Origin of the sequence: Pseudomonas sp. JZ134, assembly GCF_051027695.1 — a bacterium.
Taxonomy (GTDB): domain Bacteria; phylum Pseudomonadota; class Gammaproteobacteria; order Pseudomonadales; family Pseudomonadaceae; genus Chryseomonas; species Chryseomonas luteola.
In genome coordinates, this window is the sequence record NZ_CP069250.1 from 1,464,759 (window position 1) to 1,483,359 (window position 18,601).

The window sequence follows — 18,601 nt, forward strand, 5'->3', positions numbered from 1 at the left end:
TACGCGATGGGCCGCTCCGTAGGAGGGTGGTGAGCGAAGCGATACCCATCGATCAAGAGACGTCTATAGCGCCGCCACCGGAATCCGTTCGAATTCCTTCTTGAGCGCCGTCTGTTCGATGCGCGCCTTCCAGGGGTCCTGTTCCAGCGACAGGGCGAACATCAGCTGCTGATAGAGGCCTTTGCGCCGCTCGGCATCGTCCAGAATGGCAGTCTTGATGTGCTCAAGGCCCACGCGCTGCATGTAGTGCACGGTCCGTTCGAGGTAGAAGGCCTCCTGGCGGTACAGCTCGATAAAGGCCAGGCTGTACTCCATGACCTCTTCAGCCGTTTTCACCTTGGTAAAGAATTCGCCAGCTTCGGTCTTGATGCCCCCATTACCACCGATATACAACTCCCAACCGGAGTCCACACCAATGATGCCCACGTCCTTAATACCGGATTCGGCGCAGTTGCGCGGGCACCCGGAGACGGCCAGCTTGACCTTGTGCGGTGACCACATGCCGAACAGGGCATGTTCCAGATCAATTCCCATCTGGGTCGAGTTCTGGGTGCCAAAGCGGCAGAACTCGCTGCCCACGCAAGTCTTCACGGTGCGGATGGATTTGCCATAGGCATGGCCGCACGGCATGTCCAGATCCTTCCAGACCCCGGGCAAATCCTGCTTCTTGATACCCAGCAGGTCGATGCGCTGGCCTCCGGTGACTTTCACCATGGGCACCTTGTATTTGTCGGCCACGTCCGCGATACGACGCAGTTCCGCTGCGCTGGTTACGCCGCCCCACATACGGGGAATAACTGAATAGGTGCCGTCTTTTTGAATGTTGGCGTGTGCGCGTTCGTTGATGAAGCGGGACTGCGGATCGTCCTTGGCTTCGCTCGGCCACGTGGAGATCAGGTAGTAATTGAGTGCCGGGCGGCAGGTGGCGCAGCCATTAGGCGTTTTCCAGCCCAGGGCCGTCATGGTTTCAGGAATGGTCGTCAGGTGCTGCTCACGGATGGCCTGACGAACGAAGCCATGGGTATGGTCAGTGCAATTACAGACCGGTTTCTCGCTTTTGGGCTTCACATCGGCCGCGCCGCCCACCGTATTGATCAGGATTTGTTCGACCAGCCCGGTGCAGGAGCCGCAGGAACTGGCCGCCTTGGTATGTTTTTTCACCTCATCCACGGAGAGCAGGTTGTTTTCAGTGATGGCCTTGACGATAGTGCCCTTGCAGACGCCGTTGCATCCGCAGACCTCCATTTCGTCGCTCATCAGCATGGCCTTGTCCTGCCCCTGATGGCCCGCATCGCCTATGGCATGCTCGCCAAACATGAGCAGGTCACGGATTTCGCTGACGTTGTGATTCTCACGAATCTGGCGGAAGTACCAGCCGCCATCTGCCGTATCGCCGTACAGGCACGCGCCGACGAGAATGTCGTCTCTTATCACCAGTTTCTTGTAGATACCGCCGATAGGATCGGAGAGGGTGATCTCCTCACAGCCTTCACCGCCCATGAAGTCCCCGGCAGAAAACAGGTCGATGCCCGTGACCTTGAGTTTGGTAGACGTCACCGAGCCGTGATATTCAGCGGTGCCCTGAAGGGCCAGATGATTGGCACACACCTTGGCCTGTTCGAACAAGGGGGCTACCAGGCCATAGGCAATGCCTCGGTGCGCTGCGCATTCTCCTACGGCGAAGATGTCTGGATCTGAGGTGCGCATCGTATCGTCGACGGTCAGGCCGCGGTTACAGGTCAATCCGGCTGATTCAGCCAGCGTATAGTTGGGACGAATGCCGGCAGCCATCACGACCAGATCAGCAGGTATTTGATCACTATCGGCGAAACGAACGGCGCAGACACGACCGTTGCCGTCATCGAGCAGCTCGGCGGTCTGCTTGGGCAGCAGAAAGTTGAGGCCACGGTTTTCCAGGGCGGTCTGCAAAAGGTTGCCAGCCGTCTTGTCCAGCTGGCGCTCCATCAGCCAGTCACCGATATGAACGACGGTGACGTCCATGCCGCGTAGCTTGAGGCCGTTGGCCGCTTCCAGACCCAGGAGGCCACCGCCGATAACCACTGCGTGGCGATGCGTGGCTGCCGTATCGATCATGGCTTGGGTGTCGGCAATGTCACGATAACCAATCACACCCTCCAGATCCTTGCCCGGAATGGGCAGAATGAAGGGGTTGGAGCCGGTGGCAATGATGAGTCGATCATACTCTGCCACGGTGCCGTCTTCGGCTATGACGCGGCGGTTCTGGCGATCGATTTCCGTAACCCTGCGATTGAGATGCAGCTCGATAGCGTGCTCGGCGTACCAGTTGAGGTCGTTCAGGACGATCTCCTTAAAGGTCTGCTCGCCAGCCAGAACGGGGGATAGCAGGATGCGGTTGTAGTTCGGGTGTGGTTCTGCGCCAAAGACTGTTACGTCATACAGGTCAGGGGCGAGTTTGAACAGTTCTTCCAGGGTGCGTACCCCAGCCATGCCATTGCCGATCAGTACCAGCTTGAGCTTTTTCATCAGGCGTCTCCGCAAGCTGCCCACCGGGCGTGCTTGAAATCGAGGCAACAAAAAAGGCGTCCCGCACATGAATGCGAGGACGCCTTTGTCCGGTCCCGTTATCGGCCTGCATAGGCCTGTCGGGGGAGCGCTGCCGTTCGCCGTTGAAGGCTGCGCTTGATGTCTGCCTAGAGATTAAGCAGGGGACGTGCCAAGAATGTAACTGCCTGACCTGGCTCTATTTTTTGTCAGGAGATCCTGACTATTCTGAGCTTTTGTGCACCACTTTGAAGCGCATTGCACACTATCCGTGCGAACTTTCCTTGATAGGCGTGACGTTCTGCGTGCTGGACGCTGGCCGATCACTGACCCAATTAACCTTGGGGAAAATACGGTGGAAAGGTTTGGGCATAGGCTCGATGTGCTTTTCGCGATAGTTGTAAAAGACAAAACCGCACTTGGCGAGCGCAATGGTGGTGTCGGTATCCGGCCGAGTAATGCGGAAGATGATATCGCCCCCGTATTTATTGAAGTCCATGACCCCAATGTCAAATTGCAGCTTGTCCCTTGCAAAGGCTTCAGCCAGATAAACGGTCGCAAGATCCGTCACCATGGTACCAATGCCATCCTCGGCACCATCCCGGATACCGTAGTAAAACATGAAGCGTGTACGAGCTTCTGAAATCATGGAAATCATCGACTCGTTACTCAAGTGGCCACCGGCATTGATGTCGGTACTGCGGACCGTTTGATGGGTAGTAAAATAAAACTGGTCGCTTGGAAGATTGAGTTCGATGCGGGCCATGAGGAGCTCCCTATGATCTTCTTATTGAGGGTTATGCTTGGAGCTTAGCAAGCATGCCGTCTGGAATCACGGTTCCTTCTCTCTTTTACACCCTTGAGGGGCAGTTTGAGAAGCAATTAAGTGAAACGTTTTTACAAGGCTTTCTTCACGAAACGTTGACGAGCCCCTCACCACACTTTTGTCATCTTATTTCAAGAGTTGTACGAGATGCTGAAGTTGAGACCGGTTCGTCCCGAGTGGCTCACGCTGATCGTGAGTGCGGCTTTCCTGATTTTTTACAACGTCCCACTGTGGACTCACCTGTTCGACGTGGTGACACCTCTCGATATGAAAGGTGTGCTCACCTTGGGCGCAGTGGCTGTTCTGTTCCTGGCAGCGTTCAACCTGATTCTGACCTTTTTTGCCTTTCGCTGGGTTTTCAAGCCGCTGCTAAGTGTGCTCTTTCTGAGTGCCGCAGGGGTTGCCTACTTCATGAACCAGTATGGTGTCCTGATCGATACGGAGATGCTCCGTAACATGCTGGAGACCGACACGGCCGAAGTGGTGGATCTGCTGTCATTCAAGCTGGCTGCCTATCTGCTTCTGCTCGGCGTGCTGCCGGTCTGGCTGCTCTGGAGGACACCGGTTCAGTATCGCCGGTGGCCGCGCGAGCTGTTGAACAAATCCATTGCCAGCGGCTTAACCGCCGTGGTTATAGTCGGCGTGGCCATGCTCAACTATCAAAGCCTGTCTTCCCTGTTCCGTAACCATCATGAGATCCATATGCAGCTGACGCCCAGCAATTCTGTGGGTGCCTTGATCAGCTATGTTCATGACGCGACGGCCAAACCCAAGGGTCCGCTGCGCGAGATCGGTACGGATGCTGTACGCCTGGCGCCCGTCAGCGCCGGTGCGCACAAGACATTGACTGTTCTGGTCGTTGGGGAAAGCGCACGTGCCGACAACTTTGGCCTGGATGGCTATGGCCGCGATACAACGCCCGAGCTGCGCCAGGAGGAGGGCGTGATCAGCTTTACCGATATGCATTCCTGCGGCACCGAGACGGCAGTATCCGTACCCTGCATGTTCTCCAATCTGACCCGCGCGCATTACAGTGACAGTGTGGCCAAAAGTCAGGAGAACCTGCTTGATGTGCTCAAGCGGGCTGGATATGACGTGATCTGGCGCGACAATCAGGCCGGCTGCAAGGAAACCTGTAACCGTGTGGCCTTCGAAAGCCTGACAAAGGCTCAAGACCCGGCATTCTGCAGCGATGGCGAGTGTCATGATGAAATCCTGCTCAAGGATATACAGGGCATCATTGATCACATGCAGCGCGACACCGTGCTAGTGCTCCACCAGATGGGCAGCCACGGTCCGGCCTACTTCAAACGCTACCCGGCGGCCTTCGAGTACTTTACCCCGGTATGCAAGAACAACGAGCTGAGCCAGTGCTCCCGGGAAAGTATCGTGAATGGATATGACAACACCATTCTCTACACTGATCATGTCCTGGCGAGCCTGATCAATACCCTGCGTAACAACCAGGACAAGGTGAGTACCGCCATGTTCTACCTGTCCGATCATGGTGAGTCATTGGGTGAGTACAATGTATTTCTTCATGGCATGCCGTACGCCGTAGCGCCGGATCAGCAGAAGCATATCGCCAGCGTAGCGTGGTTTTCTCAGCCGTATCAGCAGTCGATGGGTGTGAATAGCCAGTGTGTGGCGGTCCACCGGAATGACCCGCTCAGCCAGGACAGCCTGTTCCATTCCATGTTGGGTCTCCTGCGTGTCCATACTCAGGTCTATAACGCAGAGCTGGATTTGTTTGCCAGCTGCCGTCAGCTCTCAGGGGCAACCGTGGCCAGTACGAGCCCGTCAACGCAACCGCCCGCGAACAAGCTCAACTGAAACAGGCGAGCTGGCCTTGGCGGGCTGGCTCGTCAGATCGATCAATGGCGATACAACCAGAGCAGCACAGCGGCGAGGTTGATCAGTAACGAAACGCAGGCCGCTGTACGCCAGAATTTCAGTGGCTCGCGCTCCAGCAATGCCTTGGGCGGTAATGCAGGTTGCCGCTCGCCTTGCTCCAAAAGTAATAAGGCTTCTTCTGCCGTCTCGAAACGCTGGGCTGGATCGACCGCTACACCGCGCAGTAACCAGTCATTCAGCCAGAGCGGTACGTCGTGCCGATAGCGCAGCACACGTTCCGGCTGTTGAAAACGCGGTCGTTGGAAGGCCTCTATTTCTCCGTAGGGATAATGGCCTGTCAGCAGGTAATAGAGCGTAACACCTGCCGCAAAGAGGTCCTGCTGCGGCCCAGGTGCGGCACCTTCGAACGTTTCGGGCGCCAGATAGCTGGGCGTACCCGGCACCGCGCCCTCGCATTCATGGGAAAGGCCAGGGCAATAGGCAAGGCCAAAGTCCAGTAGCCTGAGTTCGCCATCATCGCCCCGGTGCAGATTCTCGGGTTTGATATCCCGGTGCAGAATATTGCGCCGATGCAATTGACCCAGGGCGCGCAGGAGGCGGGTTGCGGTATCCAGCCACTCGCCAAGCGGAAATGGACCGGCCTGTTTGAATTGGACAGCCAGCGTGCGGCCCGGGTATTCACGCTGTACGTAATACAGGTGCTGACGTTGAGGCAGTGGATGCAGTTCGACAAAAGCCCTTCCGGCGACGCGGCGTAGAAACCACTCCTCCATCAGGAGCGCCTGCATGGCCTGGGTATCACCTTGCTGACCTGGGGCGAGAGTCTTGAGCAGCCAGGGCCGCCCGGCGCTGTCACGCACGCGATACAGCCAGGACTGCTGAGAGATCGCCAGGCGCTGTTCGACCTGCCAGCCCTCGAACATCTGGCCCTCTTTGAGTCGTGGTGGAACAGGCCAGCCCGCTACCTCGGCGAGGGCATCCGCCAAGGGTTTGTCAGGCAGGGCGTCAACACGTACCAGTAATGCACTGGCATTGTCTTGACTGCCCGCCAAATGGGCTGCGTGGATCAAGGCATGGGCCACTGACATGGGGTTGGCTTCATCCAGCAATATACGTCGTATAGCCGCATCACCTAGGCAGGCCCAGACTCCATCACTGACCAGCAGGAAGCAATCACCGATTTGCAGATCACCTTCATGAAAGTCCACGATCAGATGAGCTTCCAGCCCCAGAGCACGTGTCAGAACATGTTGCATGCCGGGCTGTTGCCAGACGTGGTCTTCTGTCAGACAGGAGAGTGTCTGGCCTCTAAGGTGATAGGCCCGACAATCGCCTACATGGGCGAGGGTGTAGCGATGTCCCCTGAGCACAAGGGCTGTCAGCGTCGTCAGTAACGGCTGGCCTTGGGCCCCGGCTTGTAGCCAGCGGTTCTGTGCCAGGAGCAGACGATCCAGTGACTGTGCAATAGGCCAGGTTTCGGGCGTTGAGTAATAATCCATCGCCACCGCCTGTACGGTTGAGCGGGCAGCCAATCCGCCGTCGGCGCAGTGGCTTACTCCATCGGCCAGGGCAAACAGATGCCCCTTGCTGAGTGCCAGAGCGGGAGCCGGTGTGACGCTACGCAGGGCGTCCTGGTTTTCCGGTCGTGGACCGGTGGCCGTGGCTTCACCGATGCTCAAGGTAAGGGGCATGGATTCGGTCAGGAAGTAGAGAGGTTATAGAAGCGAAATGCCCGTCGTTTGACGGGCGCTTCGAGTTAAACGCGTGCAGCAGACACAGCCGCCGATCCCCAGGTGGTTCTCCAACGCCGCTTCACACTCAGAAGACCAAACCAGGCCAGTACGCCCAGGCAGGCGAATAGCCAGAGGCCCAGCTGATAATCACCGGTGGATTGCTTGATAGCACCAAGGCCCGCCGTCAGAACAAAGCCTCCAATACCACCTGCCATACCAATCAAGCCAGTCATGACGCCGATCTCCTTGCGAAAGCGCTGCGGCACCAGCTGGAAAACCGAGCCATTGCCTGCGCCCAGGCTCAGCATGGCGACTACGAACAGCCCCAGGGCGGCCGTTGCACTGGGCAGATGGAAGCCTACTGCGGCAATACAGACAGCTGCCACGGTATACATGCCCAACAGGCAGCGGATACCGCCGATCCGATCAGCCAGCGCGCCACCCAGCGGGCGCATCAGGCTACCGCCAAAGACGCAGGCGGCGGTGTAATAGCCGGCAACGACGGGCTCCAGGCCATATTGGTCATGAAAGTAACCCGGCAGGGTACTGGCAAGGCCGAGAAAACCACCAAAGGTCACGCTGTAGAAAAACATGAACCACCAGCTGTCCTGGTCACCCAGGGCCTTGGCATAGTCGGCTAGTTTCTTCGGCGCAGGCCGCTGCGGTGCATTGCGTGCAAACAGTACAAAGAAGATGAGCGTAGCGACCAACGGAATCAACGCCCAGCCAAAGACGTTGGTCCAGCCGAACAGTTTTGCAAGGCCAGGAGCGAACAGCGCCGCGAAGACCGTTCCCGAGTTGCCGGCACCTGCAATGCCCATGGCCTTGCCCTGATGCTGCGGCGGATACCATTGCGAGGCCAGGGGCAGGGCGACGGCAAAGGAAGCGCCGGCAAAACCCAGGAAGAGTCCCAGCAGCAGAGCCTGCTCGTAACTGTCGATACCCATCTGCCACGCCACGAATAGCGCCGCGATAACGGCGATCTGGCCAATAATGCCTGCGGTCTTGGGCGAGAGCGTGTCAGCCACAAAGCCGAGGATCAGACGCAGCACGGCGCCTGCCAGAATGGGCGTGGCGACCATCATGCTGCGTTGCTGAGTCGTCAGTTGCAGGTCGGCCGCGATCTGCACGGCTAGCGGGCCAAGCACGTACCAGACCATGAAACTCAGATCGAAATATAGAAACGCGGCGAACAGGGTCGGCGCATGGCCGGCTTTCCAGAAACTCGTGTTCATTCGTGCACCTCGTAATCAACGATGTACCCGCCACGCGGCAGGGCCTCAGTTCGAACATCACAAGGCGAACGCGCCTGACGTGCGTTGTGAAATGCCAGGCATTCAGCACAACCGCGGAGCGTCCACCCGCCCCGGGCATTGGGGCAGAAACGACAAAGGCGCCACGTTGCCCTCTGCCGGAGCAGGAGCAACGCGACGCCTTTGTCGTAGGTGGGTAACCGCCGTTGGCTACCGTTACGGATGGATTAGCAAACGCCACGCCAAGTCAGCAAAGCGCTTTGGCCTGCGGTTTTACCGTCAGACCATCCGCCCGTCTGAATCATTACAGCGCATCATGGATAGACATGCCCGGATATGGGGCACAGGCATCGTCTTGTTAAGACGTTACATGGTCCGGCTTTTTACTGCGGACAAAGCGCTCGTAGGCATCAAAGTCGAACTTGGTCGCAGACAGGATTTGGCTCTGCTTCAGCGTGAGGTAAATATCCTTGTCCGCATCGGCATAGTGGGTCGTGAACGTTACCCAGAGTTTGTCCTTGTCCCGATAGCCGCTCATGATCGGCTTGATGCAGACCTCCTGATCGGCACCTTCCGTTTCGCTGGGTTCACCCAGGGTCGTGATCTTGCCTACGTAGACCTTGCGCTCCTCCAGAGAGAGCATCAGGGTTTCACGGTTGATCGTGGCATTGAATAGCAGGTCATCCAACGGGCTGTCCTTGAGAATGCCGGCCATGAGAAACATCGCATAGTTCTCTTCCTTCAACCCATGCCGCCGCTTGATATAAGCCTTGGCCAGAAATGCCCAGGGCCTTGGGATCATGAGTGCGGTCACGGTGAGGATAAGAATCCAGGAGAGTTGGGCGGCCTGGCTCGCCTCCTCAATGGCATGGGTCTGCAGGATCAGGCTCGCCAGGCCGGAAAAGTAATCGAGCGAAAAGGTACGGCCTGCAACCGTCCAGTCATGCTGGGCCACGAGCAGAAACAGCATGAGGTTGAGGGTCAGCGAAAGAAGCGCGCAAAACAGACCCAGCCGGGCGCTCTGCAAATAGAGGTACTGTCCCTCGTAGCGATGCAGGCGATAGTAGAAAAGCGGGTGCTTGTGACAGACGAGAAACCCGCTAACCAGGATAGGCAGAAGAAGGAGAAGAAACATTTAGCCGTTGATAAGGCGCTTGGCTCGGTCGAGATCCTGCTTGAACTCCGGCGAGTCGAACACTTCTTCAGGATCAATCCGGATGGTACCGCGGCCCACGACCCGAAGGGACTTGTACGAGTTGTTGATCGTTTGCGCCAATTTCCGCTCTTCTTCCGAAGGCGCTCTGAACAGACCGATCAAGTGTTTAAGCATGATGATGTCCATACGGGGTTTCCGGGCTTATAGCCTAGATAGGGGCCGCCTTCAAGAGAGATCGAACAAACCTGTCGCCTGCCGGAAAAAACAGGCAGACTTACCGGTATGACCGTTGTTCTGCCTTTTTGCTCGATTGCTTCCTGCAAACACTGCTTATGGATTGATCAGCAGCGGCTAGACTTCTAATCCGATAGATGCATCTCCTGGAAACAAGCAATGACCAAGACTGCTTCGCAGTTGCGTAGCCGATTCAGCCTAATCATCGCCATGCTGGTTCTCAATGTGATTGTGCCTCTTAGCAGCACCAGCTGGATTCGCAGCGGCCTGGATAACTACGAAGCAGCTGAAATGCGCCTCCAACAGCTGCAGCGCTTATTTTCAGCAATCAAGGATGGTGAAACCGGCCAGCGTGGGTTCATCATTACAGGCCGTGAAGATTATCTGACGCCTCTGTTTCAAGGATATGCCGAGGTCGACCATCTTGTGATTCCCTTGCGGCAAGCAATGGATGCGAAGCAGTACCCTGAGTTTGCTGCCCTTCAGGATATGATCGGTCAGCAGCGAGCCTATTGGAATGGCACCATTCAGCTGCGCCGTGAGCGGGGGCTGTCCGAGGCAGTAGCACGGGTCAGCACGGGGGAGGGAAAACGGCTCATGGATACCATTCGACAGGAAGTCGCCACGATTGAAAATCGTATGTCGCAAGAGAGCATATTGCTATCTCAGCAGGTGGAATGGCGTCGTCAGATCATCCGTATTGCGCTCCTGCTTATTGCCATGCTCGATCTGGTCCTCGTTGCGATTCTTTATAAGTTCACGTTCCGCGTACTAAATGAGACCAAGACAAGCGAAAAACGCCTGCTTGAACTCTCAGAGCAATTAAGCGACGGCATGCAACAGCTCGAACTGCGCAACCGTGAAACGGAGCTCATGAGCCGTATGGCCAGCGCTTTGCATTCAACTACGGACTTTGCCGAGTGCTACGACATCATCACCCGGTTCGCCAGCCAGCTGTTCGGATCCGCCCCAGGGTGTATTCATCTGTATCACCCCTCGCGGGATGTCCTGGAACTCGCAGGAGCCTGGAATGGCTGGGTTGAGCAGAAGACCATGTTCGAGCCTCACCAGTGTTGGTCGGTGCGTCGTGGGCAGACCCATGATGTCCAGGACGTAACCAAGGATCTGGTCTGTCCCCATCTGGTCAATGTCGTCCAGGCGCAAGGCGGCTACGTCTGTGTGCCACTGATGGCGCAGGGTGAGCCTATCGGTGTGTTGACGCTGTGCGAGCATCCCACCTCAGGACTCAAGCTGGCCGAAGCCTTTGCCGAGCAGGTATCCCTGGGCGTGGCGAACCTGGCCCTGCGTGACAGCCTGCGTCATCAGTCCATCGTGGATGCGCTGACCGGACTGCACAACCGCCGTTTCCTCGATGAGACTCTGAGCCGCGAACTGCTGCGTGCCAGTCGCAACCAGACGACAACGGCTGTCGTGCTGTTCGACGTGGATCACTTCAAACGGTTTAACGATACTCACGGCCATGAGGCTGGCGATGCGGTCTTAAGGCATTTGGCCGTGGAGGTTAAACGCCTGGTCAGGGCCAGTGATCTGGCCTGCCGCTTCGGTGGAGAGGAGTTTGCCCTGGTATTGCCCGAGTGCACCCAGGCAGGCGCCCTGGCGCGTTGCGAGGCGCTACGTGAGGCGGTCAGTCACATGCAACTGGTCTATGGCGGTGCACCTCTGGGCCCGGTCACCATTTCGCTGGGTATTGCCATGTATCCACAGAGCGGCCAGAAAGCCGAGGAACTGCTGCAGGCCGCTGACAAGGCGCTCTACGAAGCCAAGCGGCAGGGCCGCAACCGGGTCTGCTTGAGTCAGACGGTCACTGCGCTGCCAACCTCGCCAGCGCACTCCGTGCAACAACGTCAATGAGGGGCTTTACATGCCGAGCAGCTCGTTCATGGAAATGATCTGCTCAGCTACCTGAACGAGCTTCTGCTGTTTACTCATGGCCTGGCGGCGCATCAGGGTGTAAGCCTGTTCCTCATTGCAGTCCCGCATTTTCATCAACATGCCTTTCGCCAGCTCGATTCGCTTGCGCTCGGCTAGTTGCTGTTCCCGTGCCTGCAGCTGGGCGCGCAGAGCCTGATCGGTTTCGAAGCGTGCCATGGCCACGTCGAGGATCGGTTGCAATCGTTGGGCATGAATGCCTTCCACGATATAGGCGCTGACGCCTGACTGAATGGCCTGGCGCATGACATCTGGATCGTGCTCGTCGGTAAACATGACGATTGGCCGAGGGCGGTCTCGCGTCACCAAGCATACCTGATCCATAACGTCACGGCTGGGCGACTGGGTGTCGAACAGGATGACATCGGGGCGGATCGCTTCGATTCGGGCGGGCAGGTCTATGGTCAGGCCGGACTCTTCGATTACGTCAAAGCCGGCTTCCAGCAGGGCGGCCTTCAGGCGGCCTACCTTCTTCGGGGTGTCGTCGATAAGCAGAATGCGCATGGTGCTTGTCGCCTCGAAGTCAAGTCAGTGGATTAAGCATGGCGTCAGCCAGGGCATGCAGGGTAAAGCTGCGGGCGTAGCCTGCCGGATCCTGTCCATCCCATACCCGGCCGTCAATGAGCGTAGCGCTGCGCAGGGGCTGATCAGGAACCTCCACGCCTACACGCGCTGCCGCCTCGCCGTAAAGCGAGAGCTGCTGTACCTGACGGGCCACTCCCACGTAATCAGGATCATTGCGTAAAAGACCCCAGCGGCGGAATTGAGTCATGAACCACATGCCATCTGATAGATAGGGCATATTGACTGCACCCTTATGAAAGAAGCGCAGGGGATGCTCATCCTGCCAGCGCTGCCCCAGTCCATTTGTGTACTGACCTAACATGCGCGGCTCGATGGCGCTTACCGGTGCATTGACATAAGCGGCGCCGCTGATCAGTTGTGCAGTGCTGCGACGATTCTCGAGGCTTTCCTCGATGAACCGGCTGGCATCGAGCAGGGCACAGATCAAGGCGCGGGCCGTGTTGGGGTTCTGCTCGGCAAACGCACGGGTACAGGCCAACACCTTTTCTGGATGATCCGGCCAGATGGATTGCGTTGTAGCCAGGGTCACGCCCAGGCCTTGCTCAATGGCCGAGGCGCCCCAGGGCTCGCCTACACAATACCCATCGATTCGGCCGGCGCGTAAATGCTCCACCATCATCGGTGGAGGCACCACAGCGGTGCTCACATCTTCCAGCGGATGGATGCCTTTGGCGGCCAGCCAGTAGTACAGCCAGAGCGCATGAGTCCCGGTGGGTAGGGTATGCGCCAGCACAAGCGGAGCCTGCGAAGACTGCTGAATACGGTGTGCCAGTGCTTCAGCTGTAGTGACACCTTCGGTCGCGAGCGAGGCTGAGAGGTTGATGCTTTGCCCATTCTGGGCCAAGCCCATCAGAACAGCCATGTCGGTAGGTGACGAGCTGCCCAGCCCCAATTGCAGGCCATAGATCATGCTGTACAAGCTGTGCGCCGCATCCAGCTCGCCATTGAGTAGACGATCCCTCAGGGCTGACCAGGACGGCTGACGATGTAGGTGCAGGGTCAATCCGTAGGGTTGAGCAAATCCTTGAGTGGCTGCCACGATCAGCGAGGCAGAATCGGTCAGGGGCATGAAGCCCAGATTTACAATGCTCCGTTCTGGTGCATCCGAGCCTGATACCCAGGCGAGGGCGTTAATCGTCGTCATGGCAAGCCTTGGCAAAACATAAACAAAAAAGCGCCGTTAAGGCCGATAACAAGGGTTATCGGCGCAGAACGACGCCATTGTCGAATATACGGTCAGCAAATGCCGCCGTTGGCACTTGCTTCTGAAGAGACATGAAGCAAGTGATATGCCAGGGCCGGCTCGCTTACTGGGCAGGCGTTAGCGTCAGACGACGCATGCCATAAACACGATCCAGATTGTGCGGCTGGAAGGGGAAGCTGGAATACTGACCTTTCAGCCAGGGTTCGATGCCCTTGCCGTAGTAAGGGCTGGCCGGATTATCCGACTGCCCCTTGCCATCAATGGCCATAAACGGTTCCGGCTGACCAAAATCCACGACCATGCGCAAGCTGTTGGCACTGTGTGCTCCAAAGCCGTTGCCCCAGCCATAGGCCGAGCGATCCAGCGTCGAGAAGTCACCGCCTGCCGGATATGCCCGGCGAGCTCGATAGCGTGTACTGGCACCTGGCCGGGCGGCCGCCTGTTCGGTTTCGCCCTGCCAGTCATACGTGTGCAGACGCCCCCATTGCCAGCTGTTTCGGTCATTACCCATGACCTGCTCGCATTCGGCAATGGCTGAGGCAAGCGCCTGGGCAAGAATGGCCGGTTTGTCGTGCCTGGCTGTCGTCTGGGTATCATTCCAGAAAGGACTATCGTCCCGGGTCAGAAGATGATCGATTTGAGCTGAGTAAGAGAGCGTGGCGATCCGGTTGAGAGCCTGCATCGCCGGGCTGTTGCTTCCTCCCAGTTCATCGGCAAAAGTCAGTCGAGCGGTAGCCTGCAGAAACGCTTCATAGACGGCCGCATCGGCTGACGTGGCCAATAGGCGCCCATCGAACGTGCCGATTCGGCGCAAGGCCTCGGTGGCATGTGCGCGTTGCTCAGCCGGTAGGGCCTCGATGGCCGATTTGAGGGGCTGAGCCATGCCCGGTGCGCTCAGCATGGCCTGGACCTTGGCGACCAACGGTGAGGTCTGGTCTGCCTGCATGGCCATCAGGTTGCGAGCTTCCAGCCGTGTCTGCGAGCCTGCAAGCTGAGCGATACGTTCGGCCCGCTCAGGAGCCTGCCATGAGCTTGATAGCTGCATGCCATATCCCAGCGGTACCGTACGGTTGCCAGCATTGCCAAGCCACCCTTGGGAAGGGTCCTGGTCATAGGGATGCAACATCGGGTCGGCAAAACCATCCCATTCATAACGATCGGTCCACCCGGGTGAGGGCAGCAGCCCGCGTCCTTCTCGGCGGTTGGGGTACAGGCCGGTAACCTGCCACGCAACATGTTCGGCGTCGGCAAAGACTATATTCAGCGCAAGCGCTCGGATGTCTCGGGTTATCTCGAATGCACGGTCAACATCCTTGGCCCGGCTCAGGTCGAATACTGCATCCATGGATTTGTCCGTATCGAGCGTAGCCCTGCGCAAGGCCAGACCATAACCGCTTTGCTGGCCGACTTGATGATTGATCAGCGGGCCATGCCGGGTTTCGAAGACAGTCTCTCGTACCGGCCGCTGGCCTTTGATGAAAAAAGTCTCGGAACGGGCCGCTGCAGGTGTCCATTGTCCATTGACCTCGTAGTTCAAGCCGCTGCCCTGGGTGCGTACACGTTCAAGATATAGATCCTGAGTGTCGCCCATGGCTGGAGAAAACGACCAGGCCAGTTTGCCGTTGTAGCCGGAAAGAATGAACGGCGTTCCCGCCAGGGACAATCCTGCCGCCTGATAACGGGGCGCACGAACCTGTACGTAGCTCCAGGCCGATGACAGGGCTAGCGATTGGCTGAGGTCACCTGCCAACAAGCTCTTGCCGCTGCGACTGCGCTGCGGAGCAATGGCCCAGCTGCTTCCGGCGGGAACCGTCAATCCGTTTACCTGGGCGAGGCGTGTTGAGGCTGCGTTCAACGCCTCCAGCCCTGGGATTTGTCCCGCCAAGGACAAACCCTTGAGTTTGGCAGCTTCGTCGACGGGAATCGGCTCATCGGGATAGCTGGGCAGCAACCAGGCCAAGGTATCGGCGCTGACCTTCTGTGCCAACGCCAGACTGGCCAGTTCCTCGTTCAGATTGACGGACAGACTGAAATCGAGCAGAGCAAAGAGCAGGGCGGAGTCCTCAGGCTTCCAATATTCAGGCTGATAACCGGTGGCGGCCAGATCTGCTGGAAGCTTGTTCCGGTAACGGAACAGGTAGGCGTTAACGCCGCGAGCGTAGACCTCTAGGAATTTCTTCAAGCGTGGCGATGCATTCTTGTAGGCAGTTTCTGCCGTTCTCCTGAGATTGACCGCACGTATAAGGCGATCGGCGTCCAATGCGTCCGGCCCTGCCATTTCTGCCAGCCGTCCTTGCGCCAGCAGGCGCAAGGTAATCATTTGGCTCAGTCGATCCGATGCGTGGACATAACCCAGCGTGAACAGCGCATCGTGAAAGGTCGATGTTTCGATCAGGGGCACGCCTAGTTCGCTTCGCCGAATCGAAGCGTTTTCTGCAAGTCCCTTGATGGGCTGAACGCCCGAGCTGAGTGGAAGGCTATCCGTGTCACGTTGATCAAACGTTGTCTGGCAGCCCGCAAGCCCCAGTACTGAAACAAGACCAAGACGACCTAGATGGCGCCGGTAAGCAGGAAAATCCATGAACGGATAGTCTCCAGAGGAGCAGGGTTTCAAAAGCGCGCTACGTTAGTGAGGCGTTGTTATCCAGGCAAGCACTGTCCAGTCCATTCCGCCAGCGGGTGTGATTTTTCTGACCAGTGAAGCGGATCACACTTGTTTAAAAACGACATTTAATCCTTATCACGACAGAAACATTCTGACATGATTTGTCGCTTCGCCAATTGGACGGGCGACTTTTGGCCCGTTGTTGCTCTGTTCATCGGCCTTGAGTCCGTCTTTTAAGGCGCTGACCAAGGAGTACACGATGTCGAATGAGCGCGCGATCCGTCGCGATTTAGGGCCTCTGGCTTTAATGTTTACTGGGCTGGGGTCGATCATTGGATCCGGCTGGTTGTTTGGTGCCTGGCATGCTGCCCAGCTGGCAGGCCCTGGGGCTATCTATGCGTGGTTATTAGGTGCAGTGATCATTCTTTTCATCGCGCTGACCTATGCCGAGCTGGGTGCCATGTTTCCAGAGTCGGGCGGCATGGTGCGCTATGGGCACTACTCGCACGGCTCTCTGGTAGGGTTCATTGGCGGATGGGCCAATTGGATCGCGATTGTATCGGTCATCCCGGTCGAGGCCGAGGCGTCCGTTCAGTATATGGCGTCCTGGCCCTGGCAATGGGCGCAGGACCTTTACAGTGTCAGCAGCGGTCATGGCGAGTTGAGTACAACCGGTCTGATACTGGCCGCGCTCCTGGTAGTCGTGTACTTCCTGCTCAACTTTTGGGGCGTCAAGCTCTATGCCCGCAGTAACAGCGCAATCACAATATTCAAGTTAGTGGTACCGGCACTGACCGCCATAGCGCTCATGCTGTCAGGTTTTCACAGTGAGAATTTTACCGTTGGCATCACCGGCGAAGACCACTCCATCAGTATTTCGGCTGTCCTGACAGCAGTAGCCATCAGCGGCATTGTGTTCAGTTTCAATGGTTTCCAAAGTCCGGTAAATCTTGCAGGCGAGGCGCATAATCCCGGCCGTAGCGTACCCTTTGGGGTAATCGGTTCGATCATTATCGCCACGGTGATCTATCTTCTCCTCCAGGTTGCCTTTCTAGGCGCCGTTCCTCCTGAGCATCTGCACGAGGGATGGGCAGGTCTTGAATACAGCTCACCTTTTGCCCAACTGGCGCTGGCCTTGAACCTGAACTGGCTAGCCTTTCTGCTCTATGCGGACGCCTTTGTCAGCCCGAGCGGAACAGGCGCTACCTATACTGCCACCACTGCGCGGATGATCTATGGTATCCAGCGCAACGGCAGCCTGCCGGCCATGTTCGGGCATGTACATCCCAAGTTCGGGATTCCCCGCCCGGCCATGTGGCTGAACCTTGCGGTGTCCTTCATCTTCCTGTTTTTCTTCCGGGGCTGGGGCACACTGGCGGCAGTTATTTCTGTTGCCACGATCATTTCCTACCTGACCGGGCCGGTAAGTGTCATGGCATTACGGCGGACGGCGCCTGAGCTCTATCGCCCTTTGCGAATCCGAGGGCTGTCTGTTTTAGCCGCACTGGCGTTCATTTTCGCCACTGAGCTTCTCTACTGGGCCAAGTGGCCTCGGACAGGTGAAATCATGCTGCTGATCGTGGCGGCATTGCCCATATACATCTATTACCAGGCCAGGCAGGGGTGGAAGGGTTTCAGCCGTCATTTCTTCGGCTCGCTGTGGCTGCTGTGTTTCCTGCCGGTGTTGGCAGCGGTCTCCTGGGCGGGAAGCGACCGTTTCGGTGGCCAGGGTTATCTGCCATACGGATGGGATCTGGCGGTAGTGGCGGTGATTGGTCTGGTGTTTTTCCTGTGGGGTGTGTCGGCTGGCTGGCGCACGCCAGCGGTTGAAAAGGCGCGCTTCCACGATGATGACGGTCAGCCGCTGACGTGATCATGACAGGCGTCGGTCGCTATAGCGCTGCCGACGCCTGTTCTGGCAATCAGCTCGCCGCTGGCGGGTTTACCTTGTTGACGAGGTCATAGGCGCGGACAGTAGCGGTTCGCATGCTAATCGTCTCAAACCACCGCTTGATATTGGGATAGTCTTCCAGCTTTTGCTGTTGCCATTCGTAGGGCACAATCCACGGATAAATGGCCATGTCGGCAATGGTGTATTCCCCACCTGCCACAAAGTCCCGATCTTCCAGTCGCTTGTTCAGTACGCTGTAAAGGCGCGCGGTCTCGCTCACGTAGCGATCAATCGCATAAGGAATCTTCTCTTTGGCGAAACGCCCGAAATGGTGGTTCTGACCGGCCATAGGGCCCAGACCGCCCATTTGCCAGAATAGCCACTGCATGACCTCCTGACGTCCGCGGATATTCAGCGGGATGAATTTGCCGGTTTTTTCTGCCAGATAGAGCAGGATGGCGCCAGACTCGAACAGCGTCACGGGGCTGCCATTATCTGCCGGGTTCTGATCGACAATGGCAGGAATCTTGTTGTTGGGCGAAATCTTCAGAAAGTCTGGCGCAAACTGTTCATCCTTCATGATGTTGATGGGATGAATGCGGTAGGGCAGTTCGGCTTCCTCAAGAAACAGCGTTACTTTGTGGCCGTTGGGGGTAGTCCAGTAATAAAGATCGATCATCAAGGCTCTCCGGGGCAAAGGGTACTGCCAAAGGAGTGACCGGGATGGACGCTTACAGTTCGAAAGGAACGATGAACGAGAACGGCCCACATCAGTGGGCCGTCATTT

Annotated in this window: 13 protein-coding genes; 3 read left to right on the plus strand and 10 right to left on the minus strand. The window is 57.4% G+C overall.

All coding sequences use genetic code 11. The features are described 5' to 3' along the window. Positions 1 to 63: 63 nt before the first annotated feature. Entirely contained in the window at positions 64 to 2,505 is a 2,442-nt protein-coding gene (nirB, locus tag JQR86_RS06800) for a nitrite reductase large subunit NirB (protein ID WP_434154557.1), read from the minus strand. Between the two features lie 283 nt (positions 2,506 to 2,788). Continuing rightward, a complete protein-coding gene (locus JQR86_RS06805; RefSeq protein ID WP_074823733.1) occupies positions 2,789 to 3,289 on the minus strand; it encodes a thioesterase family protein in 501 nt (166 codons plus the stop codon). A 207-nt stretch (positions 3,290 to 3,496) separates the two neighbouring features. Here JQR86_RS06805 and JQR86_RS06810 point away from each other — a divergent pair, with 207 nt between their 5' ends. Further along, the gene (locus JQR86_RS06810; protein WP_434154558.1) at positions 3,497 to 5,182 is read left to right on the plus strand and encodes a phosphoethanolamine transferase; all 1,686 of its coding nucleotides are present in this window, start codon (positions 3,497 to 3,499) and stop codon (positions 5,180 to 5,182) included. A 41-nt stretch (positions 5,183 to 5,223) separates the two neighbouring features. On the opposite strand, the gene JQR86_RS06815 is transcribed toward JQR86_RS06810, so the two are convergent. The 4 genes from JQR86_RS06815 to JQR86_RS06830 all read right to left on the minus strand — a co-directional run bounded on the left by JQR86_RS06815 (position 5,224) and on the right by JQR86_RS06830 (position 9,519). Further along, positions 5,224 to 6,894 carry a protein kinase domain-containing protein gene (locus JQR86_RS06815; protein WP_434154561.1) on the minus strand — a complete coding sequence of 557 codons (1,671 nt, stop codon included), beginning with the start codon at positions 6,892 to 6,894 and terminating at the stop codon, positions 5,224 to 5,226. Positions 6,895 to 6,959: 65 nt separating this feature from the next. Then, entirely contained in the window at positions 6,960 to 8,171 is a 1,212-nt protein-coding gene (locus tag JQR86_RS06820) for a nitrate/nitrite transporter (protein ID WP_434154562.1), read from the minus strand. Between the two features lie 376 nt (positions 8,172 to 8,547). After that, complete coding sequence (locus JQR86_RS06825; RefSeq protein ID WP_125889245.1) at positions 8,548 to 9,324, minus strand: hypothetical protein; 777 nt, start codon at positions 9,322 to 9,324, stop codon at positions 8,548 to 8,550. After that, positions 9,325 to 9,519 carry a hypothetical protein gene (locus JQR86_RS06830; protein WP_037030397.1) on the minus strand — a complete coding sequence of 65 codons (195 nt, stop codon included), beginning with the start codon at positions 9,517 to 9,519 and terminating at the stop codon, positions 9,325 to 9,327. It lies immediately after the preceding gene. A 219-nt stretch (positions 9,520 to 9,738) separates the two neighbouring features. Here JQR86_RS06830 and JQR86_RS06835 point away from each other — a divergent pair, with 219 nt between their 5' ends. Next, on the plus strand, positions 9,739 to 11,451 hold the full coding sequence (locus tag JQR86_RS06835) for a diguanylate cyclase (protein ID WP_434154563.1): 1,713 nt from the start codon (positions 9,739 to 9,741) through the stop codon (positions 11,449 to 11,451). Positions 11,452 to 11,457: 6 nt separating this feature from the next. Here JQR86_RS06835 and JQR86_RS06840 read toward each other — a convergent pair whose 3' ends face one another. The 3 genes from JQR86_RS06840 to JQR86_RS06850 form a co-directional block, all read right to left on the minus strand. Then, the gene (locus JQR86_RS06840) at positions 11,458 to 12,033 is read right to left on the minus strand and encodes an ANTAR domain-containing response regulator (RefSeq protein WP_010794985.1); all 576 of its coding nucleotides are present in this window, start codon (positions 12,031 to 12,033) and stop codon (positions 11,458 to 11,460) included. A gap of 19 nt (positions 12,034 to 12,052) precedes the next feature. Next, positions 12,053 to 13,258, minus strand: coding sequence for a CmpA/NrtA family ABC transporter substrate-binding protein (locus JQR86_RS06845; protein ID WP_434154564.1), 1,206 nt, complete (start codon positions 13,256 to 13,258; stop codon positions 12,053 to 12,055). Between the two features lie 163 nt (positions 13,259 to 13,421). Further along, on the minus strand, positions 13,422 to 15,899 hold the full coding sequence (locus JQR86_RS06850; RefSeq protein ID WP_434154565.1) for a penicillin acylase family protein: 2,478 nt from the start codon (positions 15,897 to 15,899) through the stop codon (positions 13,422 to 13,424). Between the two features lie 283 nt (positions 15,900 to 16,182). On the opposite strand from JQR86_RS06850, the gene JQR86_RS06855 reads away from it, so the two are divergent. Next, positions 16,183 to 17,796: an APC family permease gene (locus JQR86_RS06855; protein ID WP_434154567.1), complete on the plus strand. Its 1,614-nt coding sequence runs from the start codon at positions 16,183 to 16,185 to the stop codon at positions 17,794 to 17,796. A 49-nt stretch (positions 17,797 to 17,845) separates the two neighbouring features. On the opposite strand, the gene JQR86_RS06860 is transcribed toward JQR86_RS06855, so the two are convergent. Then, entirely contained in the window at positions 17,846 to 18,493 is a 648-nt protein-coding gene (locus tag JQR86_RS06860) for a glutathione binding-like protein (RefSeq protein WP_074823778.1), read from the minus strand. Positions 18,494 to 18,601: the final 108 nt, after the last annotated feature.

Bases quoted from the DNA above. Each gene is read 5' to 3' on its own strand.
- nirB (WP_434154557.1), bottom strand. From the start codon at position 2,505: ATGAAAAAGCTCAAGCTGGTACTGATCGGCAATGGCATGGCTGGGGTA.
- JQR86_RS06805 (WP_074823733.1), bottom strand. From the start codon at position 3,289: ATGGCCCGCATCGAACTCAATCTTCCAAGCGACCAGTTTTATTTTACT.
- JQR86_RS06810 (WP_434154558.1), top strand. From the start codon at position 3,497: ATGCTGAAGTTGAGACCGGTTCGTCCCGAGTGGCTCACGCTGATCGTG.
- JQR86_RS06815 (WP_434154561.1), bottom strand. From the start codon at position 6,894: ATGCCCCTTACCTTGAGCATCGGTGAAGCCACGGCCACCGGTCCACGA.
- JQR86_RS06820 (WP_434154562.1), bottom strand. From the start codon at position 8,171: ATGAACACGAGTTTCTGGAAAGCCGGCCATGCGCCGACCCTGTTCGCC.
- JQR86_RS06825 (WP_125889245.1), bottom strand. From the start codon at position 9,324: ATGTTTCTTCTCCTTCTTCTGCCTATCCTGGTTAGCGGGTTTCTCGTC.
- JQR86_RS06830 (WP_037030397.1), bottom strand. From the start codon at position 9,519: ATGCTTAAACACTTGATCGGTCTGTTCAGAGCGCCTTCGGAAGAAGAG.
- JQR86_RS06835 (WP_434154563.1), top strand. From the start codon at position 9,739: ATGACCAAGACTGCTTCGCAGTTGCGTAGCCGATTCAGCCTAATCATC.
- JQR86_RS06840 (WP_010794985.1), bottom strand. From the start codon at position 12,033: ATGCGCATTCTGCTTATCGACGACACCCCGAAGAAGGTAGGCCGCCTG.
- JQR86_RS06845 (WP_434154564.1), bottom strand. From the start codon at position 13,258: ATGACGACGATTAACGCCCTCGCCTGGGTATCAGGCTCGGATGCACCA.
- JQR86_RS06850 (WP_434154565.1), bottom strand. From the start codon at position 15,899: ATGGATTTTCCTGCTTACCGGCGCCATCTAGGTCGTCTTGGTCTTGTT.
- JQR86_RS06855 (WP_434154567.1), top strand. From the start codon at position 16,183: ATGTCGAATGAGCGCGCGATCCGTCGCGATTTAGGGCCTCTGGCTTTA.
- JQR86_RS06860 (WP_074823778.1), bottom strand. From the start codon at position 18,493: ATGATCGATCTTTATTACTGGACTACCCCCAACGGCCACAAAGTAACG.